The sequence below is a fragment of the Foliimonas ilicis genome (assembly GCF_039939195.1).
Taxonomy (GTDB): domain Bacteria; phylum Pseudomonadota; class Alphaproteobacteria; order Rhizobiales; family Rhizobiaceae; genus Foliimonas; species Foliimonas ilicis.
The window spans coordinates 136,283-163,186 of sequence record NZ_JBDUUH010000014.1 but is presented as its reverse complement, the minus strand read 5'-3'; the positions used below and the strand labels follow the sequence as shown (position 1 = coordinate 163,186).

Annotated in this window: 22 protein-coding genes and 1 tRNA gene; 5 read left to right on the top strand and 18 right to left on the bottom strand. The window is 56.6% G+C overall.

What is annotated here, in order from left to right; translation table 11 throughout:
• Positions 1 to 300: 300 nt before the first annotated feature.
• The 3 genes from ABFT80_RS24645 to ABFT80_RS24635 all read right to left on the bottom strand — a co-directional run bounded on the left by ABFT80_RS24645 (position 301) and on the right by ABFT80_RS24635 (position 5,870).
• Positions 301 to 1,410 carry a pyridoxal phosphate-dependent aminotransferase gene (locus tag ABFT80_RS24645; protein ID WP_347974586.1) on the bottom strand — a complete coding sequence of 370 codons (1,110 nt, stop codon included), beginning with the start codon at positions 1,408 to 1,410 and terminating at the stop codon, positions 301 to 303.
• 153 nt (positions 1,411 to 1,563) lie between these two features.
• Entirely contained in the window at positions 1,564 to 4,650 is a 3,087-nt protein-coding gene (locus ABFT80_RS24640) for an efflux RND transporter permease subunit (protein ID WP_347974585.1), read from the bottom strand.
• Positions 4,647 to 5,870, bottom strand: a complete 1,224-nt coding sequence (locus ABFT80_RS24635; RefSeq protein WP_347974584.1) for an efflux RND transporter periplasmic adaptor subunit — start codon at positions 5,868 to 5,870, stop codon at positions 4,647 to 4,649. The genes ABFT80_RS24640 and ABFT80_RS24635 overlap by 4 nt, the downstream gene beginning before the upstream one ends.
• 157 nt (positions 5,871 to 6,027) lie before the next feature.
• Between ABFT80_RS24635 and ABFT80_RS24630 the strand changes: the two genes are divergently transcribed.
• The 3 genes from ABFT80_RS24630 to ABFT80_RS24620 all read left to right on the top strand — a co-directional run bounded on the left by ABFT80_RS24630 (position 6,028) and on the right by ABFT80_RS24620 (position 9,386).
• Positions 6,028 to 6,594, top strand: a complete 567-nt coding sequence (locus tag ABFT80_RS24630) for a TetR/AcrR family transcriptional regulator (RefSeq protein ID WP_347974583.1) — start codon at positions 6,028 to 6,030, stop codon at positions 6,592 to 6,594.
• 157 nt (positions 6,595 to 6,751) lie between these two features.
• Positions 6,752 to 7,894 (top strand): Wzz/FepE/Etk N-terminal domain-containing protein, encoded by a 1,143-nt coding sequence (locus tag ABFT80_RS24625; RefSeq protein ID WP_347974582.1) that lies wholly within the window; start codon positions 6,752 to 6,754, stop codon positions 7,892 to 7,894.
• Positions 7,895 to 7,955: 61 nt separating this feature from the next.
• Complete coding sequence (locus ABFT80_RS24620; protein WP_347974581.1) at positions 7,956 to 9,386, top strand: oligosaccharide flippase family protein; 1,431 nt, start codon at positions 7,956 to 7,958, stop codon at positions 9,384 to 9,386.
• 269 nt (positions 9,387 to 9,655) lie between these two features.
• Here the strand turns inward: ABFT80_RS24620 and ABFT80_RS24615 are convergent, their stop codons facing one another.
• From ABFT80_RS24615 to ABFT80_RS24575, 9 genes are all read right to left on the bottom strand, one after another.
• Positions 9,656 to 10,516, bottom strand: a complete 861-nt coding sequence (locus tag ABFT80_RS24615) for an NAD-dependent epimerase/dehydratase family protein (protein WP_347974580.1) — start codon at positions 10,514 to 10,516, stop codon at positions 9,656 to 9,658.
• Positions 10,513 to 11,067 (bottom strand): sugar transferase, encoded by a 555-nt coding sequence (locus tag ABFT80_RS24610; RefSeq protein WP_347974579.1) that lies wholly within the window; start codon positions 11,065 to 11,067, stop codon positions 10,513 to 10,515. The genes ABFT80_RS24615 and ABFT80_RS24610 overlap by 4 nt, the downstream gene beginning before the upstream one ends.
• Positions 11,068 to 11,365: 298 nt before the next feature.
• Positions 11,366 to 11,590 carry a hypothetical protein gene (locus ABFT80_RS24605; RefSeq protein WP_347974578.1) on the bottom strand — a complete coding sequence of 75 codons (225 nt, stop codon included), beginning with the start codon at positions 11,588 to 11,590 and terminating at the stop codon, positions 11,366 to 11,368.
• Between the two features lie 134 nt (positions 11,591 to 11,724).
• Positions 11,725 to 12,555, bottom strand: coding sequence for a ChaN family lipoprotein (locus ABFT80_RS24600; RefSeq protein WP_347974577.1), 831 nt, complete (start codon positions 12,553 to 12,555; stop codon positions 11,725 to 11,727).
• A 4-nt stretch (positions 12,556 to 12,559) separates the two neighbouring features.
• Positions 12,560 to 13,282 (bottom strand): hypothetical protein, encoded by a 723-nt coding sequence (locus ABFT80_RS24595; RefSeq protein WP_347974576.1) that lies wholly within the window; start codon positions 13,280 to 13,282, stop codon positions 12,560 to 12,562.
• An 8-nt stretch (positions 13,283 to 13,290) separates the two neighbouring features.
• Positions 13,291 to 15,015 carry an ABC transporter ATP-binding protein/permease gene (locus tag ABFT80_RS24590; protein ID WP_347974575.1) on the bottom strand — a complete coding sequence of 575 codons (1,725 nt, stop codon included), beginning with the start codon at positions 15,013 to 15,015 and terminating at the stop codon, positions 13,291 to 13,293.
• 71 nt (positions 15,016 to 15,086) lie between these two features.
• The gene (locus ABFT80_RS24585; RefSeq protein WP_347974574.1) at positions 15,087 to 17,393 is read right to left on the bottom strand and encodes a TonB-dependent hemoglobin/transferrin/lactoferrin family receptor; all 2,307 of its coding nucleotides are present in this window, start codon (positions 17,391 to 17,393) and stop codon (positions 15,087 to 15,089) included.
• A 586-nt stretch (positions 17,394 to 17,979) separates the two neighbouring features.
• Positions 17,980 to 18,192, bottom strand: coding sequence for a hypothetical protein (locus ABFT80_RS24580; RefSeq protein ID WP_347974573.1), 213 nt, complete (start codon positions 18,190 to 18,192; stop codon positions 17,980 to 17,982).
• Between the two features lie 114 nt (positions 18,193 to 18,306).
• Positions 18,307 to 18,786, bottom strand: a complete 480-nt coding sequence (locus ABFT80_RS24575) for a hypothetical protein (RefSeq protein ID WP_347974572.1) — start codon at positions 18,784 to 18,786, stop codon at positions 18,307 to 18,309.
• An 82-nt stretch (positions 18,787 to 18,868) separates the two neighbouring features.
• Here ABFT80_RS24575 and ABFT80_RS24570 point away from each other — a divergent pair, with 82 nt between their 5' ends.
• On the top strand, positions 18,869 to 19,072 hold the full coding sequence (locus ABFT80_RS24570; RefSeq protein ID WP_347974571.1) for a glycine zipper 2TM domain-containing protein: 204 nt from the start codon (positions 18,869 to 18,871) through the stop codon (positions 19,070 to 19,072).
• A 92-nt stretch (positions 19,073 to 19,164) separates the two neighbouring features.
• Here the strand turns inward: ABFT80_RS24570 and ABFT80_RS24565 are convergent, their stop codons facing one another.
• Entirely contained in the window at positions 19,165 to 19,518 is a 354-nt protein-coding gene (locus tag ABFT80_RS24565) for a MerR family transcriptional regulator (protein WP_347974570.1), read from the bottom strand.
• Between the two features lie 90 nt (positions 19,519 to 19,608).
• On the opposite strand from ABFT80_RS24565, the gene ABFT80_RS24560 reads away from it, so the two are divergent.
• A complete protein-coding gene (locus ABFT80_RS24560) occupies positions 19,609 to 20,424 on the top strand; it encodes an aminotransferase class IV family protein (RefSeq protein WP_347974569.1) in 816 nt (271 codons plus the stop codon).
• 213 nt (positions 20,425 to 20,637) lie between these two features.
• On the opposite strand, the gene ABFT80_RS24555 is transcribed toward ABFT80_RS24560, so the two are convergent.
• From ABFT80_RS24555 to ABFT80_RS24535, 5 genes are all read right to left on the bottom strand, one after another.
• Complete coding sequence (locus ABFT80_RS24555) at positions 20,638 to 21,471, bottom strand: hypothetical protein (protein ID WP_347974568.1); 834 nt, start codon at positions 21,469 to 21,471, stop codon at positions 20,638 to 20,640.
• A gap of 1,253 nt (positions 21,472 to 22,724) precedes the next feature.
• Positions 22,725 to 23,336 (bottom strand): hypothetical protein, encoded by a 612-nt coding sequence (locus tag ABFT80_RS24550; protein ID WP_347974567.1) that lies wholly within the window; start codon positions 23,334 to 23,336, stop codon positions 22,725 to 22,727.
• A 196-nt stretch (positions 23,337 to 23,532) separates the two neighbouring features.
• Positions 23,533 to 23,623 (bottom strand) — tRNA-Ser (locus ABFT80_RS24545).
• A 116-nt stretch (positions 23,624 to 23,739) separates the two neighbouring features.
• On the bottom strand, positions 23,740 to 24,642 hold the full coding sequence (locus tag ABFT80_RS24540) for an alpha/beta fold hydrolase (protein ID WP_347974566.1): 903 nt from the start codon (positions 24,640 to 24,642) through the stop codon (positions 23,740 to 23,742).
• A complete protein-coding gene (locus ABFT80_RS24535; protein WP_347974565.1) occupies positions 24,639 to 26,672 on the bottom strand; it encodes a lytic transglycosylase domain-containing protein in 2,034 nt (677 codons plus the stop codon). Before ABFT80_RS24535 ends, ABFT80_RS24540 begins: the two co-directional genes overlap by 4 nt.
• Positions 26,673 to 26,904 lie beyond the last annotated feature (232 nt).

Below are 26,904 nucleotides of genomic sequence, written 5' to 3'. Positions count from 1 at the left end.
TTCGGGCGGGATTGGGCAATTGCTGGGCACGGCAACGCGTCGTGCGGGGTTGGTGCGGGTGAAGAAGGAAAAGCTTTAGAGCGCTTTCTGTCTAAAGGCACCACGAGGCGCCCCCCTCTGTCCTGCCGGACATCTCCCCCACAGGTGGGGAGATCAGCTTTCATCTATGATTTCGCTAACTAAAATCGTTGCAAATTGAAATCTCTTCGAGAGCGGTCAGCTAATCTCCCCACCTGTGGGGGAGATGTCCGGCAGGACAGAGGGGGGCGCTGTCCCGCCAGCGTTTCTATTTAAAAGGCTCTAACCCCGCGCTGCCGCCAACGCCCCTGGCAGTTCTTCCTCGAAAATGTCCAGCTCGTGATCGAGCCCCACACTGACACGAATGCAGCGGTCGAGTACGGGCGCCATCGGCTTGCGGATAAAGACGTCGCGCGCCAGCAGGTTTTGCAGGACTTTCAACGCGAACGCGCCGTCCGATCCGCAATCGAGCGTGACGAAATTGGTCGCCGAGGCGATTGGTTTCAGCCCGTTTTCTTCGCCGATTTTGGCGATGCGCGCCCGCCCCGAAGCTACGCGCGCGAGAACGCTTTCGAGATAGGGCTGGTCGGCAAGTGCAGCCTCTCCGGCAATCTGCGCCATGCGGCTGACGCCGTAATGATTGCGGACTTTTTCGAAATCGCGAATCGTCGCCGTTTCTCCAAAAGCATAGCCGCAGCGTATTCCCGCCAACCCATAGGCTTTTGAGAATGTGCGCATGCGCACGAGATTGGGCCTGTCGATGGTGATGGGCGGAATTGCCGAGGCATGGGCGAGTTCGCCATAGGCTTCATCGAGCACGAACATGGTCGTTGCCGGAAGCGCGTCGATAAAGCGCTCGATCTCGGCTGCTTCCCACCATGTTCCCATCGGATTGTCGGGGTTGGACAGGTAGACAAGACGCGCATCGTGCTCTTTTGCGGCGGCCAGCAGACCGTCGAGATCTTCCTTGTCATCGCGATAGGGCACCGCGACCAGCTTGCCGCCTGCGGCAGCGACGTGGAAATTGAAGGTTGGGTACGCGCCGAGTGAGGTGACGACGACGTCCCCCGGAGAAATATAAATGCGAACGAGAAGGCCGAGCAGCCCGTCTATGCCTTCGCCGACCACGACATTTTCGAGCGGTATACCCAGATGCAAAGCGAGTGCGGCTTTGAGATCGTGATTGTCCGGGTCGCAATATTTCCACATGTCCGGCGCGACGTCCGCCATGCGCTGTATGACCTTGGGCGAGGGACCGAAGCTGCTTTCATTGGCGCCGATCCTCGCGCGAAAGCTGCTGCCGCGCGTACGCTCCTGCGCTTCCGGGCCGACGAAAGGCACGGTGGCGGGCAGGGCCTGTATGATCGGGGTCTGAAGCGGGCGGGTGGTCATCGTGAAACTCCGGCACTGCGGAAACTGGATTGGTTCGCTTTTTTCCACGGCGCCCTTGCCAAGGCAACGAAGAAACAGCCTGAAAACAGCCCGAAACGAAAAAAGAGCGCGATCCGGGGGACCGCGCTCTTCTGTTTCAACCAAGCCGTCAGTCTATGACGTTGCTGGCGCTCCTGACGGAGGTATTGCCACCACAGGTTCGGATTGCGGCTGATCCTTGTGGGCGATGTAGGTGTAGAACATCGGCACGACGAACAGCGTGAACATCGTTCCGATGATGACGCCCGAGAAGATCACCAGACCCATCGAGTAACGGGCTGCCGCACCGGCACCCGCCGCGATGATCAGCGGCACGACGCCAAGCGCCATTGCAGCCGTCGTCATCAGGATCGGGCGAAGGCGAACCTTTGCCGAAGCGATGATGGCTTCCGTGCGTCCAAGCCCATGCTCCTCACGCTGCTGGTTGGCGAACTCTACCAGCAGAATGCCGTGCTTGGTTATCAGTCCTATCAGCGTGATGAGACCCACCTGCGTATAGATGTTGAGCGTGCCAAGGCCGAGATTGAGCGGAACGATAGCGCCGAAAATCGACAGCGGCACCGACATCAGAATGATCAGCGGATCGCGGAAGCTTTCGAACTGAGCCGCCAGCACCAGATAGATGACGACGACAGCCAGTGCGAAGGCGACGATGATCGCGTTGCCCTGTTCCTTTTCGAGGCGTGACTGGCCCGAATAATCCATGAAGAAGCCCTCGGGCATCGCCGGTCTCGCGATTTCTTCGATGGTTGCAAGTCCGTCGCCGGTTGTAACGCCGGGCAGCGGCAGTGCCGAGATCGTCGCGGAGTTCAACTGGTTGAACTGCTCGATCGATGCAGGTGATGCGTTCGTCGAAATCGTGACGACAGCAGACAGCGGAACCATGTCGCCAGAAACGCTGCGAATGAAGAATTCGCCGAGCTTTTCAGGATTGTCACGGTATTTGTCCGGCACCTGCATGATGATGTCGTAGCTGTTCGAATCCCGGTCGAACTGCGCGACCTTGCCGCCGCCGACCAACAGGCCGAGCGTCTGCGCAACGTCGCTGATCGGCACGGCAAGAGCCGCCGCACGGTCACGGTCGATGGAGATCGTCACCTGCGGAGCGTCGAAGGAGAGCGAGTTCTGAACGACGATGAACCGTCCCGATGCCTGCGCCTTGTTCTTGATCTCCTCGGCCACTTCATAGACCTGGCTTGCTTCACCGGTGGACTGAATGACCACGGAAATCGGCAGGCCGCCGCCAGCACCCGGAAGGGATGGCGGTGAGAAGACCAGAGCCTGAACGCCTGCCACATGGGCAAGCTGACCCTGGATCTGTTCCTGAAGCTGCTTTTGCGAGCGGTCGCGCTGCGCCCAATCCTTGAACGCCCAGATTGCGAATGCCGTATTCGTCGCGCCGCCCAATCCGGTGATCGAGAAGTTTGCCCGCAATTCCGGCATGTCCTTGATCGTCAGATCGCGGATCTGGTCGATATACAGGCTGGTGTAATCGGTGGTCGCATAGCGTGGAGCGGTAACCAGCGAGAACAGTGCGCCGACATCTTCTTCAGGCGCGAGTTCGCTCGACGTCTTCATGAACATGAAGCCTGTTACGCTGACCAGACAAATGACGACCAGAAGCGTGACGGGACGGTACTTCAGCGAACCGGTGACAAGCTTTTCGTAGCCATTTGCGAAACGGTCGAATGTGCGATCGACGAATTTCTGGAAACGGCTGTGATTGCCGGCCTTGAGAAGACGGGCCGTCATCATCGGCGTGATCGTCAACGCGACGACACCCGAAATAATAACCGCGCCTGCAAGCGTTACCGCGAATTCGCGAAAGAGCGAGCCGGTGAGACCACCGGTGAACGCCAGAGGCGCGAACACGGCAGCCAGTGTGATCGTCATGGCAACAACCGGGCCGGTGATTTCCTTCATGCCGGTGTGAGCCGCCTGCATGGGAGTGAGGCCTTCTTCGATATGCCGGTGGATGTTTTCGACCACGACGATAGCGTCATCCACCACGAGACCGATCGCCAGAACCATCGCAAGGAGCGAAAGCAGGTTGATCGAGTATCCCATGAGAAACAGGATGAAGCAGACGCCGATGAGCGAAAGCGGGATCGTCACGACAGGCATCAGGACCGAGCGGAACGAACCAAGGAACAGAAGAATGACCACCATGACGATGGCGACCGCTTCCGCGATCGTGGTGAACACTTCGCGGATCGATGCACTGATCGTCTCGGTCGCGTCATAGACCATCGTGACCGACATGCCGTCCGGCAGGGAGCCCTGCAGGGCAGGCAGTTCGGCGATCACGCCAGCGGCCGTATCCAGCGGATTTGCCGCGGGGGTCGGGAAGATGCCGATGAAGGTGCCGGGCTGACCGTCGAACTTCACGACCGTATCGGTGCTTTCGGCCGCCAGTTCCACATCGGCGACTTCGCGAAGCCGCACGACGTTTCCATCTTCAGATTTCAGCGGCAACGCGCCGAAGGCTTCCGGCGTTTGCAGCGTGGACTGGAGCGTAATGGACGATGCGACATACTCGTTCTTCGTCTTGCCGGGGGCGGCAAGGAAGTTCGACGAGTTGATGGCGGAAAGGACCTCTGCCGCGGTTAGTCCCCGTGCTGCGAGTTTGATCGGGTCGATCCAGACGCGCATCGAATAGTTCGCCGCACCCAGAACCTGCACTTCGGCAACGCCCTCGATGGTCGACATGCGCGGACGAATGACGCGCTCGATATATTCGGTGAGCTGTTCGGACGTCATGTTCGGGTTCTGCATCGCCAGATACATGATGGCGAATTGCTGGCCCGTGCCCTTCACGATGGTCGGGTCTTCCGAACCTGTAGGCAAGTCGCCGCGAACCTGCTGCACTTTCGAAATGACTTCGGTGAGCGCGGTGTCGGGGTTGGAGCCGAGCTTCATTTGAACCGTCACGACGCTTGCCGACGGGCTGCTCTGCGAGGTCACGTAATCGATGTTTTCCGTGGTCGCCACGGCGCGCGCGATCGGCGCTGTGATGAAGCCCTGAATGAGGTCGGGGCTGGCACCGGCATAGGTCGTGGTGATGGTGATCACCGTTTCTTCGACTTCCGGATATTCACGCACCGAAAGGTTGAAGATGCCCTGAAAGCCCAGAAGCAGGATCATGAGGGCGACAACCGTCGAAAGGACGGGGCGCCGGATGAAAAGGTCGGAGAAACTCATTGTGCTGGAGCCTCGGGCTTGGCGGTCTTGGTAGGATCGATCGTATTGTCGATCGTGACGGGCGTGCCGTTCGAAAGGCGATTCTGGCCAGCGGTAACGACGCGGTCATTGGCCGAAACGCCTTCAGTGATTTCCACGATACCGTCCAGGCGGCGGCCGATTTTCACGAAAACCTGGGCGACAGCCAGTTTTTCCTCAGCGTTTGCATCTGCAGGCTTTGCTTCTTCTGCAGCCGGTTTGGCAGCATCGGCCTGCTCTTTCGCAGCCGCTGCGTCTTCGGCAGGCGATTCCTCGGCCTTCTTTACCTCGTCGGCCGGGCGGATGACGTAGACGAAATCGCCATAAAGGCTGGAGACGAGCGAGGTCTGCGGGATGGCAATAACATTGTCTTCTTCGGGCAGAAGCACGCGAACCTGAAGAAACTGACCGGGGCTGAGACGGCCTTCTGGATTGTCAATCGACGCACGCACGGATACCAGCCGCGAAACCGGATCGACTTTAGGCTCGATGCCGGTGATCTCGCCCTTAAAGGGCATATCCGTAGCGGTGATGCCGAACGTAACGGCCTGGCCCATCTTCAGTTTTTCAAGCTGCTGTTCCGGCACCGAGAAATCGACGCGCATGGTTTCGAGATCCTGCAGTGTGGCAACGGTCGTTCCGGGTTGGACATATTGCCCGACTTCGACACGCGGAATGCCCGCGGTTCCGGCGAAGGGCGCCTTCAGCAATTTCTGATCGAGCACCGCCTGCAACTTGGCGACCTGCGATTCCGAGTTGGACGCTGCTGCGCGGGCTGCGTCGAGCGTTACGTCCGAACCGACACCGCGCTTGCGCAGTTCCTCTGCGCGCTGGAACGATTGACGGTCGAGCGCTGCCTGTGTTTTGGCGGCTTCAAGATCAGCCTGCTGCACGGCATTATCGAGCACGACGAGCGTCGCATTGGCTTCGACGCGCTGGTTGGCTTCGAAATTGATTTCCTTGACGATGCCCGTGGTTTCGACCGTCAGGTCGACGCCTCGCGACGCGCCCACCGTTCCGATGGCTTCGATGCCGGGTGTCCATTTGCGCGGTTCGACGGTGATCGTCGATACGGTCATCGACTGGACCGGCATGTTTGCAAAGAATTGCTGGATTGCATTGTCGCGGAAAAGATTGAAGCCGACGATGCCGCCGCAAACAATAACAAGAAGGACGATGGCGATTATAAAGCGCTTGATCATAGCGTGGCGGACCTGAAATGAATTTGTTGGGACGCGGCGATTAAGCCTTATCGCTATCCCAAAAAGCCGGGGTTGAAAACACGGAGCTGTTTACTGTACCGTCTGGACGGTATTGTCAATTCGGTGTAAGCCGCTTTTTTTGGAGGATGGCATTGTAATGAAGTGTTCCACGCGGGAGAAAATTCTCGCTGCTGCATCGTGTCTGGCCCGTGAAATGGGGCCCTCGAAGCTATCTCTCGATGCGGTTGCAGCCCGCGCAGGCGTTTCAAAGGGCGGTTTGCTCTACAACTTTCCGTCGAAAGCGGCCCTGCTTCAATCTCTGGTCGAAGACCATCTGAAATGTTTCGACCGGTCGCTGACAAGTAAAGTTGCGGAGCGCCCCGACGAACCGGGTAATATTGCTTCAGCCTATATTGAGCTCTTCGTGCAGGAACATGAAGATTGCTCGCCGCCGCCATCCGGCGTTCTGGCCGCCATGGCCGAAAATCCCGATTTTATTTTGCCCGTACGCGGTTTCAAGCGTTCTCTTCTGGACCGTATGAAGGCAAGTTCATCCGACGATGTCGCCATGCTGACGATTTTCCTCGTGCTGGAAGGCATTCGCAGTATGAGGTTGTTCGACATGGATGTTCTGTCCGAACCTGAGCGAACAGCCGTCATCGAATCGCTCATTCGAATGGCCAGCAGCGCCGAAGAGTCGCAGGTGCCGCTGAAGGCCGCGTGAGCCCCGAATAGAGGGCGCGTTTTTCCCTGAAAATACCGCTTTACCGAGAGGTCGGGCAGCATATTCGCTCTTCATATCGCCAATCTGCCGAGCAAATGCTAAAGGGCAGAAAACGTGGTGCCTATATTGGCAGCTGTAGGCGTGGAAGGAAGCGGTTTTGGACGGCGAGAAAGACAACGAAGTAGAACTGAAAGTGCTCGTGGAGCATCTATGGCGCGGCCGTTATATTGTAGCTGCTGTGACCGCCATTTCGCTGATCGCAGGCGCAGTCGCTTATTCCGTTGTGCCGAATAATTACGAAGCCGTCGCTTCTATCCTCCCCCTCGGACAGTCAAGGTACTCCGAATATATAGATCTCGCTGCGGCTGAAGCTCTTCCATCTGCCCAAGACGGCGAGGATACGAGAGGCGCGTTGGTAAAGACCGCGTTTCCTTACACTCGGACCGATCTTTTTAACGAGTATGCGGCCTACCTTCAGAATCCATCCAATCTCATAGAAGGCGCTCAGGTGACGGGTGTCGCTCTGGCTAAGGGTGAGAATGAAACCACTGAAAGCGGCGCACTTTCCTTTGTAAGGCGCATCACATTCACGGCTCCAACAGAACGGGATGCCGCTTTAAAAATGCGCGTTCGTTCGGAGAACGAGGAAGCTCTGAACAAATTCGTCGCATGGAGTTTGGAAAATGCACGCACTGGCCTTGCCGGTGACATCAAAGCTTCGGTGATCCGGCGGATCGAGGCTGGCAAGAAACAACGCAATGGCGCCATTACCCAATTGCGCGTCGAGATTGACTCTCGAAAAGCAAAAGAAGGAATGAAACGTCAGGATCAGATCGCTTTTTTGGAAGAACAGGCGAAAATAGCCCAGTCATTGGGAATTCGTGAACCTGTCGCTCTCCAGCGAAATGCGGAAGGTCAACCTTCGGCAAATACATCGGTTCAAATGTTTTCCGGCGATCTCCCAACCTATTTTCAGGGTAGCACAGCGCTTGAGGAGCGGATCAATCTCTTGAAAAACAGGCAGGATGGAGACGCATTCGTTTCCGACCTGCGCGATCTCGAAGGAAGTGTGTATATTCTGGAGAACGATACGCGCGCCGAGCGCCTGACTCGTTTGGTGGAACAATCACCTCTGAATGATCCTGCAACTGCTCCGATTGTCGAATACAGTACTGTCGCGGCCACAGCAGATAAAATCTTTCCAATGATTGGGCCGTTCGCAATAGGATCGCTTCTGATAGGGCTCGTGCTTGGCTCCGGCCTTGTTCTGAGTCGTGTGGCTTTTTCAAAACCGAAGTGACATACGTCCGGCTTGCCAGCCGCAAAAAGATGGCGTTGATGCAGAACGTATGTAGGCGGATATGAAGGGTTTCGGCTTTCTGGGGGCCTCAGGCGGCTTTGGTCGCAGCGTTGCAATGCTTGCGACTGGGACCGCAGTCAGCCAGTTAGTCGGATTGATTGCGCTTCCGCTTCTGACACGGCTTTACAATCCGTTGGAGTTTGGCGGCGCAGCGGTATTTGCCGGTATTGTGGGCCTCATCGTGGTCATCGCGTCGCTTCGCTACGAGTTGGCAATTCCCTTGCCAATGCGCGACGGCGCAGCATTCCATCTTGTCTCGATCGCTTTTCTGTCCGTGATCTCCGTTTCAATAGCGGCTGGGGTGGCGTATTTTTTCGCCAGCTATTTCTGGGAGCAGAATACCGGTCTTTCCAATGAGATGTTCCTGTTTTTGCTGGTGATAGGTACCCTTACCGCCGGTCTCTACAACGTCGCGAATTACTGGGCCGTTCGAAAAAAGCGGTTCGGCGTGATCTCATGGACGCGAATCCAGCAAGGCATTGCCGGAACAGGCGCGCAAATCGCCTTTGGGTTTGCGGGTGCCGGTGTGATGGGAATCGTTGTCGGACAGATCATCGGACAATGCGCCGGTTTTTCGAGGCTGATCGTTGGCCTGATCAGGGATCGCAAGAACAGCAAGGTTGGCGTTTTCCAGCCAAGGCGAGCGGCTTGGGCGGCCAAGCGTTACCGTCGCTTTCCGCTGTATGATAGTGCCGCAAGCCTGCTGAACGTGGCAAGCAGCCAAGCGCCGATCCTTCTTTTCGCGGCCCTTTTTTCCCCGATGCTTGCCGGGTTCTATGCCTTGGCGGTTCGGCTCGTTTCCGCTCCGAACGGTCTTGTCGGCAAGGCGATTTCGCAAGTGCTTTTGCCGCGCATCGTTGAAGCGCGACGCAGTGCGGAAACCGCAAAGCTTGTAGAACGGCTCATTAACATTCTCGGCTGGCTGAGCTTCATGCCGTTTACGATCGTGGCTCTGACGGCGCCGGAGATTGTACCGACCGCATTCGGCAGCCAGTGGGCCCCGGCAGCAAGCGTCATTGCCTGGACATCGATCTGGGCGGCCTGGCAATTTGTTACTTCGCCCTTGTCCACGGCCATGACCGGATTGGAGGCGCTGAGGCTTCACACGGTCGTCCAGCTCGTCTTGTTTGTCTTGCGTGTTGGAGCCATTCTGATCGGTGCTGCGGTGCAATCGGAGCAGGTGGCGATCATTGCATTTACAATAGCGAGCATCGTTGGTTATGCAGTATATCTCATAGCCATTGGATGGGTGACCGAGGTAAGCGTCAAGCGTATCGCGATGGCACTGGTAGGCCCTTTGGCACTGTCGGTTATCGGCGCATCGGTTGCGCTCGGTGTGGCTGAGATATCAGTGATCGCTAAATACAGCGCTATTGCTGCTTTGTTGCTGATTTGGCTTTGGCGTCTCAATCACATCCGAAAGGAAGTTTAGCGTGAGACTGGTTGCTGTCACAAATGGCGAAAAGGTTTCTACTTGAGTGAAGCTTTTTGGTGAACCTTAGATTCCCGTCGTTTCATAGTTTCAAAAAGTAGACAGATCAAAGATTTGCCGTTCGATCTCGCGTGGTTGGCGCCTTTGTGCGTTTCGAATGCAAACAGATTGACGTCGTTGTGAAAGCCTTTTCCGCGGTCCGGGAAATTCGCGGCGATGAGAATTCGTGCCATCGACATCTATAATTTCCCGCTGCTTACCTTTGCATATCAAGAGTCTTGTTCAGCCACTGCCATCGCTTGCAGCCCTTGCGAAGGGTCGTGACGGGGAAGCCAGCCGGCTCTGTTCAAAAGGGAACCATCGACGATCAAATCACCAAGCAGTTGTTCCGCAATTTTCCGTTTTCCGAGGATGCCCAATAAGGCTTCCAGCACCTTCGGCGGCACGGGAAAAAGTCTTTCCGGTTGGCCGCGGGCAGCGCGGATCGTGGCGATCATCTCCTTCAGTGATATATCGCGTCCATCGGTTACGTGGAAAACTCGCCCGGCCAGCCCCTCCGTTATCGTCGCAAACTCGATCGCCTCGACCAGGTTAGAGATTGAAATCATGGTGCGACGATTATCGACCGACGCGAAGGGAAGCGGCAATGGGGATGAAGCCATTCGCAGCAATGTCGCCATATTGCCTTTGGGATGCGGTCCATAGACCAGAGGCGGCCTCAGAATAACGGGTTCGATCTGCTCGTATTCGCGCAGCGCCAGTTCGGCTCGAGCCTTCGATTGCCCGTATTCGCTGAGCGGGTTGAAGGGCATTTCCGGTGAAAGTATGCCTTCATTTCCGGCAACGACATTCACGCTTGAGAGAAATACGAAGCGTTTTACGCCTGCCTCGGCAGCGCGCGCGGCGAGCTTTCTGGTGAACTGGTGATTGGCCGCATCGAATTCTTCGGTAGTCGGTTGGAGCCTGCCTGATTGGTGTGCTAGCCCGGCAATGTGAATGACCGCTTCTGTGCCCTCGAACGAAAATTCCGAGCCTCGGTCTATTGCACGAACGTCGAACGAGCTATTGCGCAGATGTGCGACAAACGCTGATCCAACGAAACCGGTAGTGCCTGTAACCGCGATTTTCATGTGTCGGATGATACCCGATCGCCGCGTCCGGCGCCGAATACCGTGGCGAATATGATCCGCAAATCAGTGGCCAACGACTTCACATAAGTCGCGTCGAGTGTTGCAAGCCGCTCTGGATCGGACATATCGACCCCCGCAATTTGAGAGATCCCGGTGATACCTGGTCGCATTTTCAGGACTCCGCGCCTCCTTCTGGCCTCGATCAGCTCGGTCTGCGACGGAAGGCAGGGGCGAGGACCAACAAGGCTCATATCGCCTCTGACTACATTCCAAAGTTGCGGTAACTCATCGATCTTGGTTTTGCGGAGGATGTTGCCTGCCTTCGTGACCGACGAGCGACCTACATCGTGAGAAGGACGGTCTCCGGTATCGAGATACATCGTTCGCATCTTCAAGCATGTGAACGGGAGGCCGTCCCGACCGACTCTCACCTGACGAAACAGCGCGGGACCGGGTGAATCCCGGCGTACCAAAACACCGGCTACAATAATGACAGGTGCTGCGACGATGAGGCCGACGGTTGCTAGGGCGATTTCTAGAAGGCGATGCATGTCTTTAAAGGTCGTATCCTATGTGCGCGCGGCTTCGTAAAAATGCCTCGGGCATTCTATTTGTCTCGCCAGGCGGGGCAGTGATCGACGCCGCCAGCACTATGGCGTTGAAAATGAAAAAACTGTCCATGATACCGTGCTGAACGTGATCTGTATCAGTCCGCATAGCGCATAGACGGTGCTCGTAGAAGGGCCAGGAAGCCGCAGCGGCGATAATTTTCGTCGCCAAGCACGCCGTGCAATACAATTGAGCTGCTTTCCGTACTGTCTTGCTGGGAAGTGATACTTTCGTCAGTTTTCACCAATCATCCGCAGAACTGCAGCGCGCCGATATGGTGATATTTAAATTTTGAGGCAATGTGCTCAAAGGGCCGGAAACTGAATCCTTGATTGCTTGAACCACAATGCTTTTTTGCTGTTCGCAGATATCCATAGAGGAATAATACATCACCACCGGCGACTGCAGCGTACTTTCGCCAGAACTCGTGGATTGCAATATTATTACAACCAGAAGTGCCTTCATTTGCTTCCAATCAGAAACAGATTTGAATAGTCACTCTGTTTAAGAGGTTAGCAGGCAATATTTCAGATCGCAAATAAGGGAATAATGGCTACGCCTATCGGTTGATGAAGAGCCGATGGAAATTTTTGAATATTTCAGGATTGATCAGGTTGCAGGCGGAAAATCGCTCTCGCAATGCCCATTATATCTTGATTGATAGGCGGCGGCTCGTCGCTGGGCAGCAGAGTAATCACCTTGTCTATTCCGAGGTGTTGTAGCTGAAACGGCGTGCCGTGGCCGTATTCGAGATGTCCGCGGCCGATAATTCCAATCACCAGCGGCGGGTTTTCGACTTCGAGCGCATTGGCGATGTTGCAGGCGAAGGCGCGGTCCCAAGTCTGCTGCGCTCTCACGAAACGGTCGAATTCGGGCGCATCTGCTGATTGCACTTTTCGGGATGGCGATCCGCCGCCGGTTATGTCGAAAAGATATTGCCGATAGGCTGGCGTGGCGGCGGCAGACGGCGTCAACCCATCGCGCTCATCGGCCGGTATTGCGTCCCAGCCTTCCTTGCCGACGCGCGTCACCAATTCGCGGTAGCAGTTGAGCGCCAGCATGGGCACACCGAACTCGCGACAGAAGTGGAAGAGCGGTAGGTAGAGTTCGGGCGCAAAGCCCCAGACCTTGCTCCATTCGACGGTTTCGAGAAAAGTATTCTGGTTCAGCTTTCCCGCAACCCAATCGTCGAGCACGGGCTGGACCCGGCGCGGAAACATCTCGAAGCCCACGGCAATCTCGTTGCGATAGGCGCGCATCGCTGCGCAGATATGAAGCTGCCAGCGATGAATGTCGTAGCGGTCATGCGTTTCGCCGAGCAGCAGGACATTGCTTTGCGAAACCTCCTGCATGAGTTGCGGATGATCGAGCAGATTTCCGGTGTCGGGATCGAGCCATGTCGCGACAGGGTGGGTCCAATGATCGGTCATGATGTCAGCCGAAATTTGACGTTGCGCCGGAGACGATGAGGCCTTTTTCGCCCTCTGCGCCAACGGCAATGAAGCGTGTTTGTTCGTCATCATCTTCACGCTGCCAGCCTGTAACTGATCCGCCCTGCAGATGCAGATGGAAATCCGGCAGGATGACGTTGATATAGCCCATGGCAGGATTGATTTTCGGCACGTCACCTTGCCACGTCTGCCGGAAGGAGGGTTGATGGAACTCGATGCTGATCCGCCCGCCATTTCGTTCGGCTGCCGAGAATGGCGTCAGGCCCATATCGTTTTCGTCCAGTTCCTTGCGCTCGGCAGAAGTGCCGCTCTTTCGTTCTTCGATTGGAAGTTCGCTGCCTTGCGGAAATTCACCAAGCACGGCATCGAACGGCTCCAGCCCCTCGAAACCGGTAATATTGCAGATGTTTTTGACGTCTTTGTCGCGCAATTCGATACGCGGATAGGATTTTTCACGCATTACACTCGTTCGATCGACGATGATCGTGTCGATGGCGGCAAGTTCGATACGTGAATTGTGCTCAGTGCCTTCGCAGATGATCCATCCATCTACGAGCCGCACCTTTTCGACCTTGCCGATCCGCTCATGCGTCGCGCCGAGATTTTCGGAATTGATCATCAACCGGCCGATGGATGGCAAACGTTCGAGGATTTCGATGGGAGAAATGTCGAGGCGTTCGCGCCTGTGATGGATGCGTGCGGTCATGGCAATTCCTATGCGTACTGAAATTTCAAGGTTTTTGCGGACGGTTCTGCTTGCGGGTCGAGGTCGATGATGCGCCTGCCGGCCAATGCTGCTGTACTTCGATGTGAAATGATGACGAAGGTCGCGTTCGGTAATTCGCTGCGCAGCAGCGAGATTAGTTGTGCCTCGGCCTCTTCATCAAGCGCGCTTGTCGCTTCATCGAGGAACAGCCATTCGGGCTTGAGAAGCAGGGCGCGCGCCAGCGCCAGACGTTGCTGCTCGCCGCCTGAAAGGCTGGAGTGGTCGAACTCCAGGTCGGCCTGGTGGAGCACATCGTTGCTTCCTAGCCCAACGGCTTCGATGGCGCGGTGCAGATCATCCTGTTTGAAGTTCTCGGATGACGCCGGATAGGCGACAGCCGCGAATATATCGCCTTGCGGAAAATAAGGCTTCTGCGAGAGGAAGAGTGTGCTTGCGGTCGGCATATGGATGCGCCCTTCGCCGTCGCTCCAACCTCCAGCCAGCGCCTTCATCAGCGTCGTCTTGCCAAGCCCGGAGCGACCGCGCAGCAAGACGGTTTCGCCGGGGCTGATGTCGAGACGCGGCACCGAAAGCATGTCGGTTCCCTGCGGCGTGCGCAGCACGAGTTGGCGCAGATGAAGGCCGGAAATCGATTGTGCACGCTCGATTCCGGACAGGCGTTCGTTCGCCGATTTCGTCGCCGTCAGAAATCCGGCGAGGCGCGAAGATGCGGCGACGAGATTGGACAGCGGCTTATAGGAAAAGATGAACCAGGACAGCGTCGTCACGACATTGGAGAAGGCCATCGCGATCTGCATGAGGCCGCCGAGCGCGATGTTCCCGGCAAAGAAAGCGGGCAGGGCGACAAACAGCGGAATGCGCAGAACAGTGTGCTGATAGGGAAATGTAAAACAGCCGAGCAGGAATTCACGCGACGCCAGCTTGCGCCAATTTCCCGAAATTCCGTCGAAACGGCGGTTCAGACCCTTCCGCTCGACATTTTCGCCGCCCATAAGTGCGATTTCGTCCGCCGACTGGCGAATGCGCGCCATCGAAAAGCGAAAATCGGCTTCGCGTTTCTGCTGGGTGTAGATCAGCGATTTCAGCGGTTTGCCAAGCAGATGCGTCAGGCCGCTCGAAAGGGCGACATAGATGAAGGCGGCCCAAACCATGTAGCGCGGGATCGAAACATCTAAGCCGAACAGCGAGAAGTTGAGCGCGAATGTCGAGAGGCCCCAAAGCAAAATCAGATAGGAGAAAATGCCGACGATCTTGGTAATGAGTTCGATGCCTTCATCGAGAATGCCTTTGACGAACAGCCCGCAATCATCGGCAATTCTCTGGTCAGGATTGTCGACATCGTGGCCCCGTTCGCCTTGCGCCAAGCGCCAATAGGCGCGGTTCGACAGCCAGGAATTCAGTGCGGCATCGGTCAGCGATTGGCGCCATTTGATGTGAAGTATCTTCTGCAGATAATCGGCGGAAAGCCCGCGAATGGAGTTCAGCCCGACGATCGTAGCAAAGACGCCGATCTGCCAAAGAGCTGCTCCAGCATCGACCTTTTCCAGCGCCCCGTAAAACGCTGAGGTCCAGTTTACGAGCCGGATGGTGAAGTAAATTCCGCCCAGTTGCAGCGCGATGATCACCGCAAGGTAGATCAGGCTGATCTTGCCGCCCTTGCCCGATATGCAGAGCTTTAAAAGGCGAGCGAACTGGCGAAGGACATCAGCCACGGCAGTTTTCCTTGTTTGGCGCAGGGCGATGTCGCGCGCCCCGCGCCGTATGGAGTTGTGTGAGTTTCAGATCAGAAGCGAACCGTCGCGCCGAGCTTGAAGGTGCGGCCGGGTGCGATCTGCATTTCCGGCGGGTTCGCATTGGCGACCGAAGGCAGGATCGTGTTGGTGATCGTGCCGGCGATGGTGTTGGGGAAATAGCGACGGTCGAAAATGTTCTGGATGCCGAAATCGAGATCGACATTCTTGGTCGGCGACCATTTGGCATAGGCATCGAACACCGCGTAGCCGCCGGGCTTGAACGCATTCGGATCCGAACGTTCGCTAACCCCTTTGGCGAATGTGCCCACGAATTCGGTTTCGAGGTTCCATTCCGGGATAAGGTAACGCAGGCCGAGTACGGCGGTCAGCGGCACCGCGCCGTCGAAAGCCGTTTCTTCCGCGCCGGAGGAAATGCGCTGCTTGCCCTTCTGATAGGACAATGCGGCATTCACGAAGATGTCGTCATAGACTTCGTACTCGCCGCCGAACTCGACGCCCCAGATGCGTACATTCTCGACATTGTCGGATGTGTATTTGTCGGCTGCGCCCGGCACCGGTTGAAGCGAGCGGATGAAATCCTTGTAGTCGGCATAAAAGCCGGTCAGGCTGAAATATCCGCGGTCGAGTTTTCCGCGAATGCCTGCTTCATAGCTGCGCACATATTCAGGCTTCAAATTCGGGTTCGGGATAACCTCGACGAAACCGGTCGAGCCGATGGACAGCGATGAAACGAAAAGCTGCTGCGAGGTCGGCATTTTGAAGCCCTCGCCGTATCCGGCGTAGAGCGAATAGGTGTCGTTCAGATCATACATCGCGCTGATGCGCTTGATGAGCTTGGTTTCCTCGATCTTGCGCGGTTCGAAGCCGGGCAGGGGCGAATAGTCGTCATCGCCGGTTGGATTGATGGAGTAGTTGGCAAGACGCAATCCGGGCGAGATCGTCAGACGGTCGTCGAGCAGCTTTATTTCGTCCTGAACATAGATGTCGGCGCGAACCGTATCGACCTTCGGGAAATTGAAGCCCTGATTGGTTACTGTGGTCGAGGTGCCGGTCGTCAGATTGTTGGTGATGTTTTCGCCGGCATAATCGGTCTTCGTCAAATCGCCGTCGAAACCATAGGTGAGATTGTGGGAGACGCCGCCAAGCTCGAATGACGAGTTCGCCTGAATATCCGCTTCGAGGAAGTTTTCACTGTAATTGCGAATCTGAATGTTCTGCTGCTCGCGCGTCGGATAGGTGCGGAACTGATTGCTGAACGTGTTGCGCTTCTGCGGAGAATAGGAGACGCGCCAGTTCAGCTCATCGAGCCAGCCGGCGTTGACGGTCCATTTGTGATCGAGCGCGAAACGATAGCGTTCCATGTCGAGGTCGCGCTGCCAGCTATCATTGGTATAGCCGCCGAACGCAGCGGAACTGTCGTATTTCTGCTCGATGGAGGTCTTGCGGTTGAACCACTCGCCGGTCAGCTTGAATTCGTGATCTTCAGTCGGGTTCCACTGCAGCTTCATCAGGCCGTTGTAGGAATCGGTGTCTGCCGGGAACGCCTTGTTGCAAGGCCAGATCGTCTCTCTCGGGCAACCCCACTGGCCGCCATCGGCGCGGCCATTGCTGAAATCGCCTTCGGAAGCGCCGAGATGGCCAAAGCTGGCGAGAAACTTGAAGTCACCCGCTTCGGCGGCAGCCGTTGCCTGCTTGCGGAATGAATCGTCATAGCTGTCATAGGCCGTTTTGATCTCGACCGCCCAAGGTTTGGTACCATCGAGAATGTCGGTCGGGTCGAGCGTGCGGAAGGAAACGACGCCGCCCAGCGCGTCGGCACCCTGAAGCACGGAGTTCGGGCCGCGCACAATTTCAACGCTTCTGACGGTGAACGGGTCGACCAGATCGCGGCTGCCATCTGTGATCTGCTCCTGAACGCGCGAACCATCGACGAGCATCTGTACCCGGTTGCCGCCCATGCCTCGAATGTTGAAGCCGGTAAGCTGCCCGAATGGATTGGTCAGCGAGGTCTGGCGCGTGACGCTGATGCCCGGCTCATAGCGAACCATGTCCTGAATGTCGCGAACGACATGGCGCTGAAGCGTCGCGCGGTCGATGACCGACACCGTCATCGGCACATCCAGCACATTGCCCTTGGTGCGGGCCGCGACAATGGTAATCTGGTCGAGCTGGATCTGCTCGTCGGCATTGATCAGCGGTTCATACTGCCCGGATGCATTGGCGTCGGTTGCGGCACTCTGCGCCAATGCGACTTCTGGCGATTGCAGGCAGAGCGCGGAAACTCCGGCCAGCAGAAAACACGACCGCGAGACGCGGCCGAAGCGACGTGTAGACATGATAACCCCCTTCGAAATTCGGCATTCGCTGGCTGTCCGAAAAGGAAGGGCTGGCTTTAATATGACTCAATTGGTCATGATTTAAGCGCTGTATCTTATGGCGATTGAAGCCGTCAAGCAGCATCCAGGATTGTGTACTGAAATCGTGATTCAATCGATTGGACCAAGGTGGATTTGCTCGCCCGCTGATTTCAGCCGCAGCAACCCGTCACGCATCGATCGCAGTTCGGTAAGTGGGGAAGTTACAGGACGTTAGCGGGATATGGCCGAGGACTTGAGATTTCGAGCGCGTTAAGCCCCTTGGACGTTATGTTGACTATGCAGTCGCCCGAATCGTCGGGATCGGTGAGCCGAACATAACCTCTCGCAGCCAAGTCTCTGATCTGCTTTTGGTAAAGCGGAAGCCGGCACTTCGACTGGCTGATCTTCTTTAGATAGAACAAGTGCGTCTTTCGTAACGACGCCATGAGATTCCCCCGTCAACGCAATGTAGCGCGCGAGGTAGGATAATACGCCAATCCGGGTAAAAAATCATTCAAATAGATGAATAGGCAAAGAAAATTGGCTCTTATGTTGCTGCCGGGCGTCATTTCTTGAAAATCTGACCCCTCTTTAGATCAAGCACCCCGTCGCCAATCTGCTTGTAAAAGTCCGTTTGAAGCTCGCCCCATGTTCCCAGCGGCGATCCGCAGTCACTGCATAATATGATTGTTTCATCGTCAGGATGGTCTGGAATATCCATGTGGATTTTTCCGCATTGCTTGCAGTCGAGCTTGTTGTCCAATCGTGTCTCAGGCATTTCAACGACCTCCAGACGCGCAGCATACCCAAATCATCAGACACAAAAAAGGCCGAGCGCGCGGCCTTTTTGGATGGCGCCGTCAAAGGCGCCCTTCAACCCATCGTTGAGCGATCAAGGGCAAATGCCCTGCGCCTGCAACTTCTTGCGATAAGCCATTCCCTGCTTGCGGGCATAAGCCACCGCTGCTGCTTTGCCTTGTCGTTGCATGATCTGGGCAGCGCGTGTGTTTAACTGACGGCGCTGGGCTGCCGGCATTGAATCCGGAGAACATGCAACGCTGGCGCGTGTCGCTTTGCTGCGCCGCTGATTCTTCTTGTTATGCCTGTTCATCATCTCGCGGGTAACTTGATTGTTCATGGTGCTCATGCCCGTTTGTCCGGACCACATCGGGTCCAGCCCCTGAGCGGACACTACATTTGGGGTGAACGAAAAACCAAGCACAAGGCCAGCCAGTACAATCATTTTCATATGGCGTTCCTCCTTCGAATGCTTGCCATTATGCACACGCATAGCGCGAGGCCAACCTTTGCCTTTCTGAGATGTCAGACTTTTGATCGCCCCATTAAGGGAGAACAGCGTGTCAGCTTCCAATGCCAGTCCGAACTTTGGAAAGCTCCTGTTAACCTCGATTGCCTAGGCTTCCGGCATGATTGCTTACCGTCGGATGTCCAATATGTACCGTATCGTCGCAGTTTCGCTCGTCGCCTTTTCACTCGCTGGTTGCGGCTCATCGCAAGCCATGAGGACGGCTACCGGTGCAGCGATCGGCGCGGGTACAGGCGCGCTTGCCGGTTCCGCCGTTGCTGGATCGGCCGGTGCAGTCGTCGGCGGTCTGGGCGGTGCAGCAGCAGGCGCCGTAGTCGGCTCGCGCATGTAGGCGGAAATACGCGGCTCCGAGAGCGGCCGTAATGATCGACATTTGCCGCCGTCCGATCCGATTGGCATTCGCGGCCGGGGCGAACGAGTCTCTCAGGTTCGCTCGATTTCTAGCAGGAAACTTCCCAATATTTTTCGGCTTTGAGCCAGTTTTTCCGAATTCTGGTCAATCAGGTGGATTTGTTCGCGCAAAACGTTACGAAGTTCATCGCATGGTTCGAAGATGGGGCCATTCCCTCGTACGCAGGGCAAAAACTGCTGGATCGTCGCAAGGGTCATACCCGCAGAGCCGAGCAGCTTGATCCGCTCTACGGTCCGCACCTCCGCCAAATCATAGTCCCGATAGCCGCTTTCTGTACGCTGCGGCTTCAGGAGTCCTTCAATTTCATAGTAGCGCAGCATTCGGATGCTTACGCCCGTACGCCGCGATAGTTCGCCTATCTTCATTTCATGCCCCTGCAGCGCTCTTGACTCTGACGGCGCTGTCAGACCCTAAGACCTTTGCTCTTTCGTGTGAACACACCCAGGAGCAAAATCATGTCTATCGAAACCAGCCTTTATCCAGCCCAGATCAATGGTCGTCCAGCGACTGCAGTAGAACTGACGCCCTTGGCCTTTGCGGGGTTTGCGCATTTCACGGCAATGCAGGTCAGAAACCGTAAAATTAAAGGATTGGACCTGCATCTGGCGCGTTTGCGCAATGCCTCTCTTGAATTTTTTGGCCAAGCGCTGCCTGACGACCAATTGCGGTCTTTCATCAAGGCGGCAATCGACGATGGTCCGGGGAATCTGTCGTTGACGGTCACGGTCTTTTCGCGCAACGGCGAATTCACTGCCGACAGTATGAACGTGAAGCCGGACTTTCTCGTCAGAACAGGCGCGCCTTCCAACGGGCCAAAGGGTCCGCTGCGGCTGAGCGTGGTTGAGCACGAGAGACCGCACGCAGCCATCAAGCATGTCGGCGAGGCTGGCAAAACCTACTATCTGCACCAGGCCATACGGGAGGGCTTTGACGACGCTGCATTCATGGATAGGCACGGTCGACTGAGTGAGGCGACCATATGGAACCTTGTCTTCTGGGATGGTGAAGCTGTTATCTGGCCCAAGGCCGAGATGCTGCAGGGCACCATGATGAGTATGATTCAACGGCAACTGGACCGGCTCGCAATTCCTCAGCGCTATGAGGAAATAACCTTGGATAAACTCAGGGATTTATCAGGTTCGGCGGTGATGAATTCATGGACGCCCGGCATTGCAGTAACCGCAGTTGCTTCAAACGTGATCCCCCATGCAAAGCCGTTCTTGACACTCTTGCATGAAGCTCATGAGGCTGAACCGGCTGAATTCTTATAGGGCGAGAGCTTTGGTGCCGGAAAACGGGCAGGTTTGTTAGCGTATCAAGCCTTGCAGGAGCGTGCGGTAAAATTGCGAGCCGAAGCTGATGAAACAGAGAACTACTTACGCTATAGCCCTCCAAAATTGAGGCGCGAGGGAATGGCTACCATGGGATGGGAGCGGACTGGCGACTTTCGGATTTGGCCTCAACACCTCACGGATGCTGGGGCACTATATGATCATCATAGGCGACGCCCGCGCTTCGCCGACGGTTGTCAAATCATCCGTTAGTTCACGACCGAGATAGCTAACGTAGGCAGCAGTCTGCCCCAAGACATAAGGTTTTACCAATGCGAACGGCCGCAAGCCGAATCTGTCGGCGATGGCGAGTTGAAGATCACCGCCGATTGTAGGACTTTTATCGCTCGCTATGCGGTCTTGAATCACAAAACGCGGTGTGCGTGAAATAGGGCGGCCCGATACAGCCTCACCGTTGAAGGCGTTCGTGATTTCTTTCCGAAGCGCTGCTCTGTCGTTCCCTATGTATAGGAATTCGTGGGCGTGCAAATTCTGGCGAGCTTCCATCCCAACCTCGTAGACATTCTGAACGAGTTCGGGGCGGAAATGGACAATCTCCAATTGATGCGCCCTGTGGCAATAGCCGAATATGGCCACTTCAAAGAGCGATTGTTGCGCCCCTATCGGTCTGTAGTCCTCGAACGTCACTTTCAGGTACGCCAAAATCTGGCGGGCGATGTCCTCGATTGAGGGAATATAGGACGTCGCCGATATGAGGTTCGAGAGTAGCGGCGTAATGCCAAGGTAGGTGTTTTGTCCCATAAGCGTACTGCCCGCAAAGCAGTAACCGAGTGTGTGAACGAAATAGGCGTCACTGAAAAATCCGTCCGGTCCCGGCCGTCGGCAGATGATCGGAAGCGACAAGATTTTCACGGCATCGGCAATAAGCAGAGTGCCGTCCACCCCGGACACTCTGCTATCTGCAGCGGCCCATAGCGATGGGTTTCCTTCAACCTCATCGTTGCGCCAAATGGCTATCGCGGTCATGGCCTCACCTTTCGCCTCGGATAAGCAACAGCAAAGGTGACGAAGCGCAACTGGGAAAGCAAAATCTGCAGTAGAACGGTCGAAATCGAGCCGCTTGCTACCGTCGCTGATCTTCAGGATTATTGGACTGCAGCAAATTCGGCGGCATCTGGCGGGCCGAAGCCGATGAAAAAGAGAACTACGTCTACGCTATAGTCCTACAAATTTGAGGCAAGGCCGAATGGCTCCCATGCGGTGGAAAGAAGACCGTCAACTTCTCGCTCCAGTGCGCGAGAAGTTATCGCATGGCTCACAATCCACGAGTCGGTCGCTGATCCTTTACCAGTCATCCTTCGCAATGGCCCGCGAGAGGCCGCGTTGGAAAGACCATTCGTCGGCCATGCACTCGAAGGTTTCATCCCTGAAATAAAACAGGAAATGGACGACCTTCCTGTCCCCCGGCGATCGTCCTTAGCCAGTCAAACGGCGTTGACCTCAGTGGGTCATCCCCGAGTATCTCATAGAACTCTCCCCACTTTGGAGCGATGCCGCTGTAACGACATTGCCCGTGGAACCAGCCTTCATCGTTTGTGGGCCCAAGCCGCCACATACGAGTGCCAGTGAAGGTTAATCGCGCCACCTCCTCCGCGCCGGCCTCGAACAGAAACGGGTTGAGGAAAAAGCTAATGCGAGCAGTGGCGTCTTCGACTTCCACAACGGGGCCAGGGGAGTTCGGTTCTGCGTTCCAGCCATGGTTAAGTTGGTTAAAGGTGGGGGCGCTCATCGTCTATGGATAGGTCCTGTATCAAGTTTTCGCAACATGCCTGCGATAAGCCCGCAGTTCAGTTTCAGAATTCCAGCGGGAGTTTTTGATCCGGATTCCCATGCCGAATTCAAATGTCTGCTTCCAAGCGACAGCAAGCATCGTTTTTACGACTGAGGGGCTCGGTTGCCGCCATCACTGTTCTTCAAGAGATACCCGGCTGTGCGTAGAACCGGCGGTTCTCAGCATCGCTTGGCGAGTGTGCGGTGATCGGCGGCAATATCGCGCCGTGGAGGGCAATCGGCGGGAATGGCGGGCCGAAGCCGACGAAACAGAGAACTACGTTTACGCTATAGCCCTCCAGAATTGAGGTAAGTGAGGGGCTGCAATGTGGGTGGTAAGCGGTCAGGCGCTTTAGGGCCAACTTTTGCGCCTGATTTTCCGATGGAGGTTCCGCTGAAAATTAGCCCGGCCGATCTACTCGCGATAGCTAGAATTTGCGCGGCAGACTCTACTCGCCGGACCACGCTTTCAACACACGCACGCCTTCCGGTTCAACTCCGGGCCAGAGCTGAACCACGTATTGGTCATCTCCTTCAAGACCATCTTCACTGAGCGTGTCGAGACCAGAAAAGTTCGCACGCACTCGAAGAGGCCCCGTTTTCACCGAAAGTCGCGGAGCGGTGGGATCGTAATCCGTCAGGCCAGCCAGCACGAGTTGACCGGAGGGACAATCGAAATGCGTCTCGACAACGTGTTGGTAGGCATGGAGATCGAGAGTGGGGCGTTTATCGTGCCATTCAACACGGATCGGCACGGTCATATTGCGCGCTGTGTGGAGAATGACCGCATACGGCCCGGCCATAAGGCGGCGGGAGATCGCTTCATCGGTGTAGTCGTTGGGTAAATCAGGATGGACTTCGTCGCGCAGGTATATTTGGAAATAATCGGCAAAGAGATTGCCCTCATACAGAACTTTAAACATAGCTGCCTGAGCAGCCAGAGGACCTGTCATTCCAAGCACTCCCATTGCGAGCAAGGTGCGTCGGTTCAAAAGCATGCTTCGTCTCGCGGCAATCTGATTGCTGGCATAGTTTGCCAACTGAATGCGGCCCTTATACATCCACCCGTAAATCCCGTCACGCGCAAGCAAGAGCGAAGCGTGCTGTGGCGTGCTACGTGCTATCGGCGATTATGCCGGCAGGTTACTCTGCTTGGCTGGGGGTGAGAACCTCGCAACGCGGTCTAACCGACTCAAAACGGCTATCTGACTGATTGCTAAGGAAATAGACGGTCAATAGTGCGGTAATCGGCGGCTCTGGCGGAGAGGATGGGATTCGAACCCACGAGAAGCTTTTGACCTCTACTCCCTTAGCAGGGGAGCGCCTTCGACCACTCGGCCACCTCTCCGTCACGCCCTGCTAACGTGCTGCGCCTTAGAAAACAAGACATTTCTACCACTTGCCCCATAATTCTCACTTGCGGTTGCGTGCAGGAAAAACCGCGTCGAAGCGGGGCAGCGTTGCTTAGCTGTGTATCTGTCGCCCGCTCATGCTGCGATCCAGAAATCCGGCGATTTTCTGCGGAAGAGAGGCGGTTTCCAGAAGCGGTGTATGGCCTTGGCCTTCAACGAGGATCGTCTCCATACCATCGTGACGGTTGCGCATTTCTTCGAGCGTGGTTTTGGAAAGCAGCGTCGAATTCTCACCGCGTATGGCAAGCAGCGGGATGCCGCTCAGGCTTTCGAATTGCGGCCACAGATCGGGTAGGGGAGCCGAAGGATTGAGGTTGTCCAGCGTGTTCACAAGGGCCGGATCGAAATCAAGAACCGGCACGCCATTCTCGTCGCGATACAAGGCGCGGGCCAGGGTCTGCCAATCCTCGCCGTTCAATGCCGGAAACGCTTTTGAATGCGCAGACCTTTGCGCGGCTTCGGCTTCCGTGAAACTTTTCAATGGCTTCGCGGCGCGCAGATAATTGCGGATATGCAGCAGGCCCTCCATCTCCACGACCGGACCGATGTCGTTGAATATGGCGGCCTTCATCATGCCGGGGGCGAGCGCGGGCAGGAAATGCAGGATCAGCCCGCCGCGTGACGCACCGATAAATGCACCATGCTGGATGCCCAATGTTGCCAATCCGGCCAGCACATCCTGCGCTTCGGTCAGGACCGTGTAATTTCGCCAGTTCGGGTCGTAATCCGAGAGGCCACGGCCGCGATAATCGAAGCAGATCACCTGTCGCGGACGCGGAGCCTCGCTGGAAAGATAAAGCGCAAGACCGTGAAAATCGCGGGCGTTTCTGGTGAGGCCCGACAGGCAGATTACCGGCAATTCATCGGCGACCGGCTGCCCATAGATTCGAGCGTGAAGGCGCAAGCCATCGGATGCCGTGTAGAAACGGTCCGAATAGCCTGCGCTGATGCTCATGAACGCCCGTTGATCAGGTCGCCCGCAACGTCGATCTTGCCGGAAAGACGCATTCTGTAGACCTGATAATTCTCCATGACACGCTGCACATAGCCGCGCGTTTCGGTGAACGGAATGCGCTCGATCCAGTCGACCACGGTGTCGATGTCCTTGCCGCGCGGGTCGCCATAGCGCTCGACCCATTGCTGGGCGCGGCGCGGCCCGGCATTGTAGCCTGCGAAGGTCAACACATAAGATCCGCCGAAACGGTCGAGTTGCTCGCCCAGAAAATTCGCGCCGAGCGTTGCGTTATAACCGGGGTCGGTGGTCAGGCGGGCTTGCGAATAGGTCATGCCAGCCTTTCTAGCGACTTCCTTTGCCGTTCCCGGCATCAATTGCAGCAAGCCGCGCGCGCCTGCGGGCGATACGGCAGAGACATTGAACTCGCTTTCCTGCCGCGCAATCGCATAGGCGAGAGCCTTGCCGGAGCCGGAAATATTAGCGGCCGCCGGGATGACGCCGATCGGGTGCGAAAGCGCGCCGACATCGATGCCGCGCGAAGCGGCAATCTTGCCGACGCGCAATGCGAGGAAATGATCGCCGCGCCGTTCGGCCATGACCGCCAGCAATGCGAGTTCGCCGGGGCTGGTAAGCTGGGCGGCGAGATCGCGATAAAGCGTGTCGGCTAGGCTGTTATAGTCGGCCTGTTCAAGACGGCGAATGGCCAGAACCGCCTCGCGGTGCTCGAAAGTCTGGCGGTCGAGATCAGTTGGTCTCGGATAAGCAACGTTCAGCGCCTGTTGTCCGGTGCGCTGGGCTGCGAGCTGGCCATAGAAGGTGGTGCCATAGGCTGCGGCCTTGTTGAAATAGTCCTTCGAATTGCCGGGACCGCCAGCTTCCGCCGAGCGGCCAAGCCAGTAATAGGCGCGCGAAAGCGAGATCGGGCCTTCTGCGATCTTGGCGATGCGGGCGAAGTGAACGGATGCGGTTTTTGCATCTTTCAGGCTGCGAAGCGCGTACCATCCGGCGTGAAACTCTGCGTCTGCCGCATTTGCAGGGCTTTCGGCGGAATGGGCGGCGGAGATGCGATAAGCGCCCCTGACGTCGCCAATGTCCTGCAGTTCGCGCGAAAGCACACGGCGCTCGATCCACCACGCATCGGGATCGATCAACGATGCGCGGTCTTTCGGCGCGGTCAGCATCAGCTTTGCAGCTTCGTCGAATTTGTCAGTGCGGCGCAGGTAACGCGCCTTGGCGAAAATGAAACCTGCGGAACGCTGTGCGGCAGGAACCGCATCGAGCAAACGCCCGGCATTCTTGTCGTTTTTGGTCGCAGCACTCCACGCATCGGCCAGTTGTTTGGCGCCTGCGAGCGCGGCGACGCGCTGAGCCGAGGCCAGGCGGTCGGTGTAGAGCATACGTTCCATGCGGAAACGGTGGTCAGCCTGCGAAATGACGCTGCCGAATTCCTTTATGATCTGCGCTTCTTCCTTGGCTTCAAGCCTTTGGCTGCGCCAGAAGGGCGAAAGCGTCGCGCGGGCGGCATCGCGATTGCCAAGCGCGATCTGCGAGTGCGCCAGCAGGACCACGCCTTCGAATGTCTGCGGACGCGAATCGCCAAAGGCTTTCACGATCGTCTGCGGGTTCGGGTTTTCGCGATAGAGCGCGCGTTCGCTGTTGTTGCGCAGCGCCTGCATTCCGGGCCAGCCCGGCAAGGCATGTGCAGCGGCAGCAATATCGCCGCTCGGCACCAGATCGCCGCCCCGCAGCGCGATTGCCCATGTCAGAATGTGATTGTCGAGCGACGTCTTGGAAAGACTGTCGCGCACGGCGCGCGCGCGGCCGATCTCACGCGACGAAAGCGCGTCGAGCCCGCTTTTCAGCGCTGCGATGTCGCCTGCCGTCGGCTTGCCGGTCACGGCATTGGGCCGCGGCATTGGAATTGCCGCAGTCGTCTGCAAATCGATGTTGGAACCGGTCGCTGTTGCCGGAAGCAAGAGCAACGCTGCGCCGAGGAGCGCGAAACGGGTTGTTGGCTGCCTGATTGCCATGTTGCCTGTTTCCCTTTCCGTACACGTTACAATTTAAAGGGTGAATTTGAAACGCTAACGGGCGGCGGTGAAAACTACGTAAACAAAGTGTTATTTTTTCCGTTCGAATTGTCGTCTTGTACCAGCAGGTGGCTATTTGCTGGATGACGGTGTCAAGACTATGGTGCGCCGCGCCGCTTTCGGTTAGAAAGCCGTTCTTCAATTTTAAGCTTGGACCACAAGCCCTGCCGGG

What these genes read in the sequence shown, in the direction of transcription:
- ABFT80_RS24645 (WP_347974586.1), bottom strand. Translation starts at nt 1,410, where the DNA reads ATGACCACCCGCCCGCTTCAGACCCCGATCATACAGGCCCTGCCCGCC.
- ABFT80_RS24640 (WP_347974585.1), bottom strand. Translation starts at nt 4,650, where the DNA reads ATGAGTTTCTCCGACCTTTTCATCCGGCGCCCCGTCCTTTCGACGGTT.
- ABFT80_RS24635 (WP_347974584.1), bottom strand. Translation starts at nt 5,870, where the DNA reads ATGATCAAGCGCTTTATAATCGCCATCGTCCTTCTTGTTATTGTTTGC.
- ABFT80_RS24630 (WP_347974583.1), top strand. Translation starts at nt 6,028, where the DNA reads ATGAAGTGTTCCACGCGGGAGAAAATTCTCGCTGCTGCATCGTGTCTG.
- ABFT80_RS24620 (WP_347974581.1), top strand. Translation starts at nt 7,956, where the DNA reads ATGAAGGGTTTCGGCTTTCTGGGGGCCTCAGGCGGCTTTGGTCGCAGC.
- ABFT80_RS24615 (WP_347974580.1), bottom strand. Translation starts at nt 10,516, where the DNA reads ATGAAAATCGCGGTTACAGGCACTACCGGTTTCGTTGGATCAGCGTTT.
- ABFT80_RS24610 (WP_347974579.1), bottom strand. Translation starts at nt 11,067, where the DNA reads ATGCATCGCCTTCTAGAAATCGCCCTAGCAACCGTCGGCCTCATCGTC.
- ABFT80_RS24605 (WP_347974578.1), bottom strand. Translation starts at nt 11,590, where the DNA reads ATGAAGGCACTTCTGGTTGTAATAATATTGCAATCCACGAGTTCTGGC.
- ABFT80_RS24600 (WP_347974577.1), bottom strand. Translation starts at nt 12,555, where the DNA reads ATGACCGATCATTGGACCCACCCTGTCGCGACATGGCTCGATCCCGAC.
- ABFT80_RS24595 (WP_347974576.1), bottom strand. Translation starts at nt 13,282, where the DNA reads ATGACCGCACGCATCCATCACAGGCGCGAACGCCTCGACATTTCTCCC.
- ABFT80_RS24585 (WP_347974574.1), bottom strand. Translation starts at nt 17,393, where the DNA reads ATGTCTACACGTCGCTTCGGCCGCGTCTCGCGGTCGTGTTTTCTGCTG.
- ABFT80_RS24580 (WP_347974573.1), bottom strand. Translation starts at nt 18,192, where the DNA reads ATGCCTGAGACACGATTGGACAACAAGCTCGACTGCAAGCAATGCGGA.
- ABFT80_RS24570 (WP_347974571.1), top strand. Translation starts at nt 18,869, where the DNA reads ATGTACCGTATCGTCGCAGTTTCGCTCGTCGCCTTTTCACTCGCTGGT.
- ABFT80_RS24565 (WP_347974570.1), bottom strand. Translation starts at nt 19,518, where the DNA reads ATGAAGATAGGCGAACTATCGCGGCGTACGGGCGTAAGCATCCGAATG.
- ABFT80_RS24560 (WP_347974569.1), top strand. Translation starts at nt 19,609, where the DNA reads ATGTCTATCGAAACCAGCCTTTATCCAGCCCAGATCAATGGTCGTCCA.
- ABFT80_RS24555 (WP_347974568.1), bottom strand. Translation starts at nt 21,471, where the DNA reads ATGACCGCGATAGCCATTTGGCGCAACGATGAGGTTGAAGGAAACCCA.
- ABFT80_RS24550 (WP_347974567.1), bottom strand. Translation starts at nt 23,336, where the DNA reads ATGTATAAGGGCCGCATTCAGTTGGCAAACTATGCCAGCAATCAGATT.
- ABFT80_RS24540 (WP_347974566.1), bottom strand. Translation starts at nt 24,642, where the DNA reads ATGAGCATCAGCGCAGGCTATTCGGACCGTTTCTACACGGCATCCGAT.
- ABFT80_RS24535 (WP_347974565.1), bottom strand. Translation starts at nt 26,672, where the DNA reads ATGGCAATCAGGCAGCCAACAACCCGTTTCGCGCTCCTCGGCGCAGCG.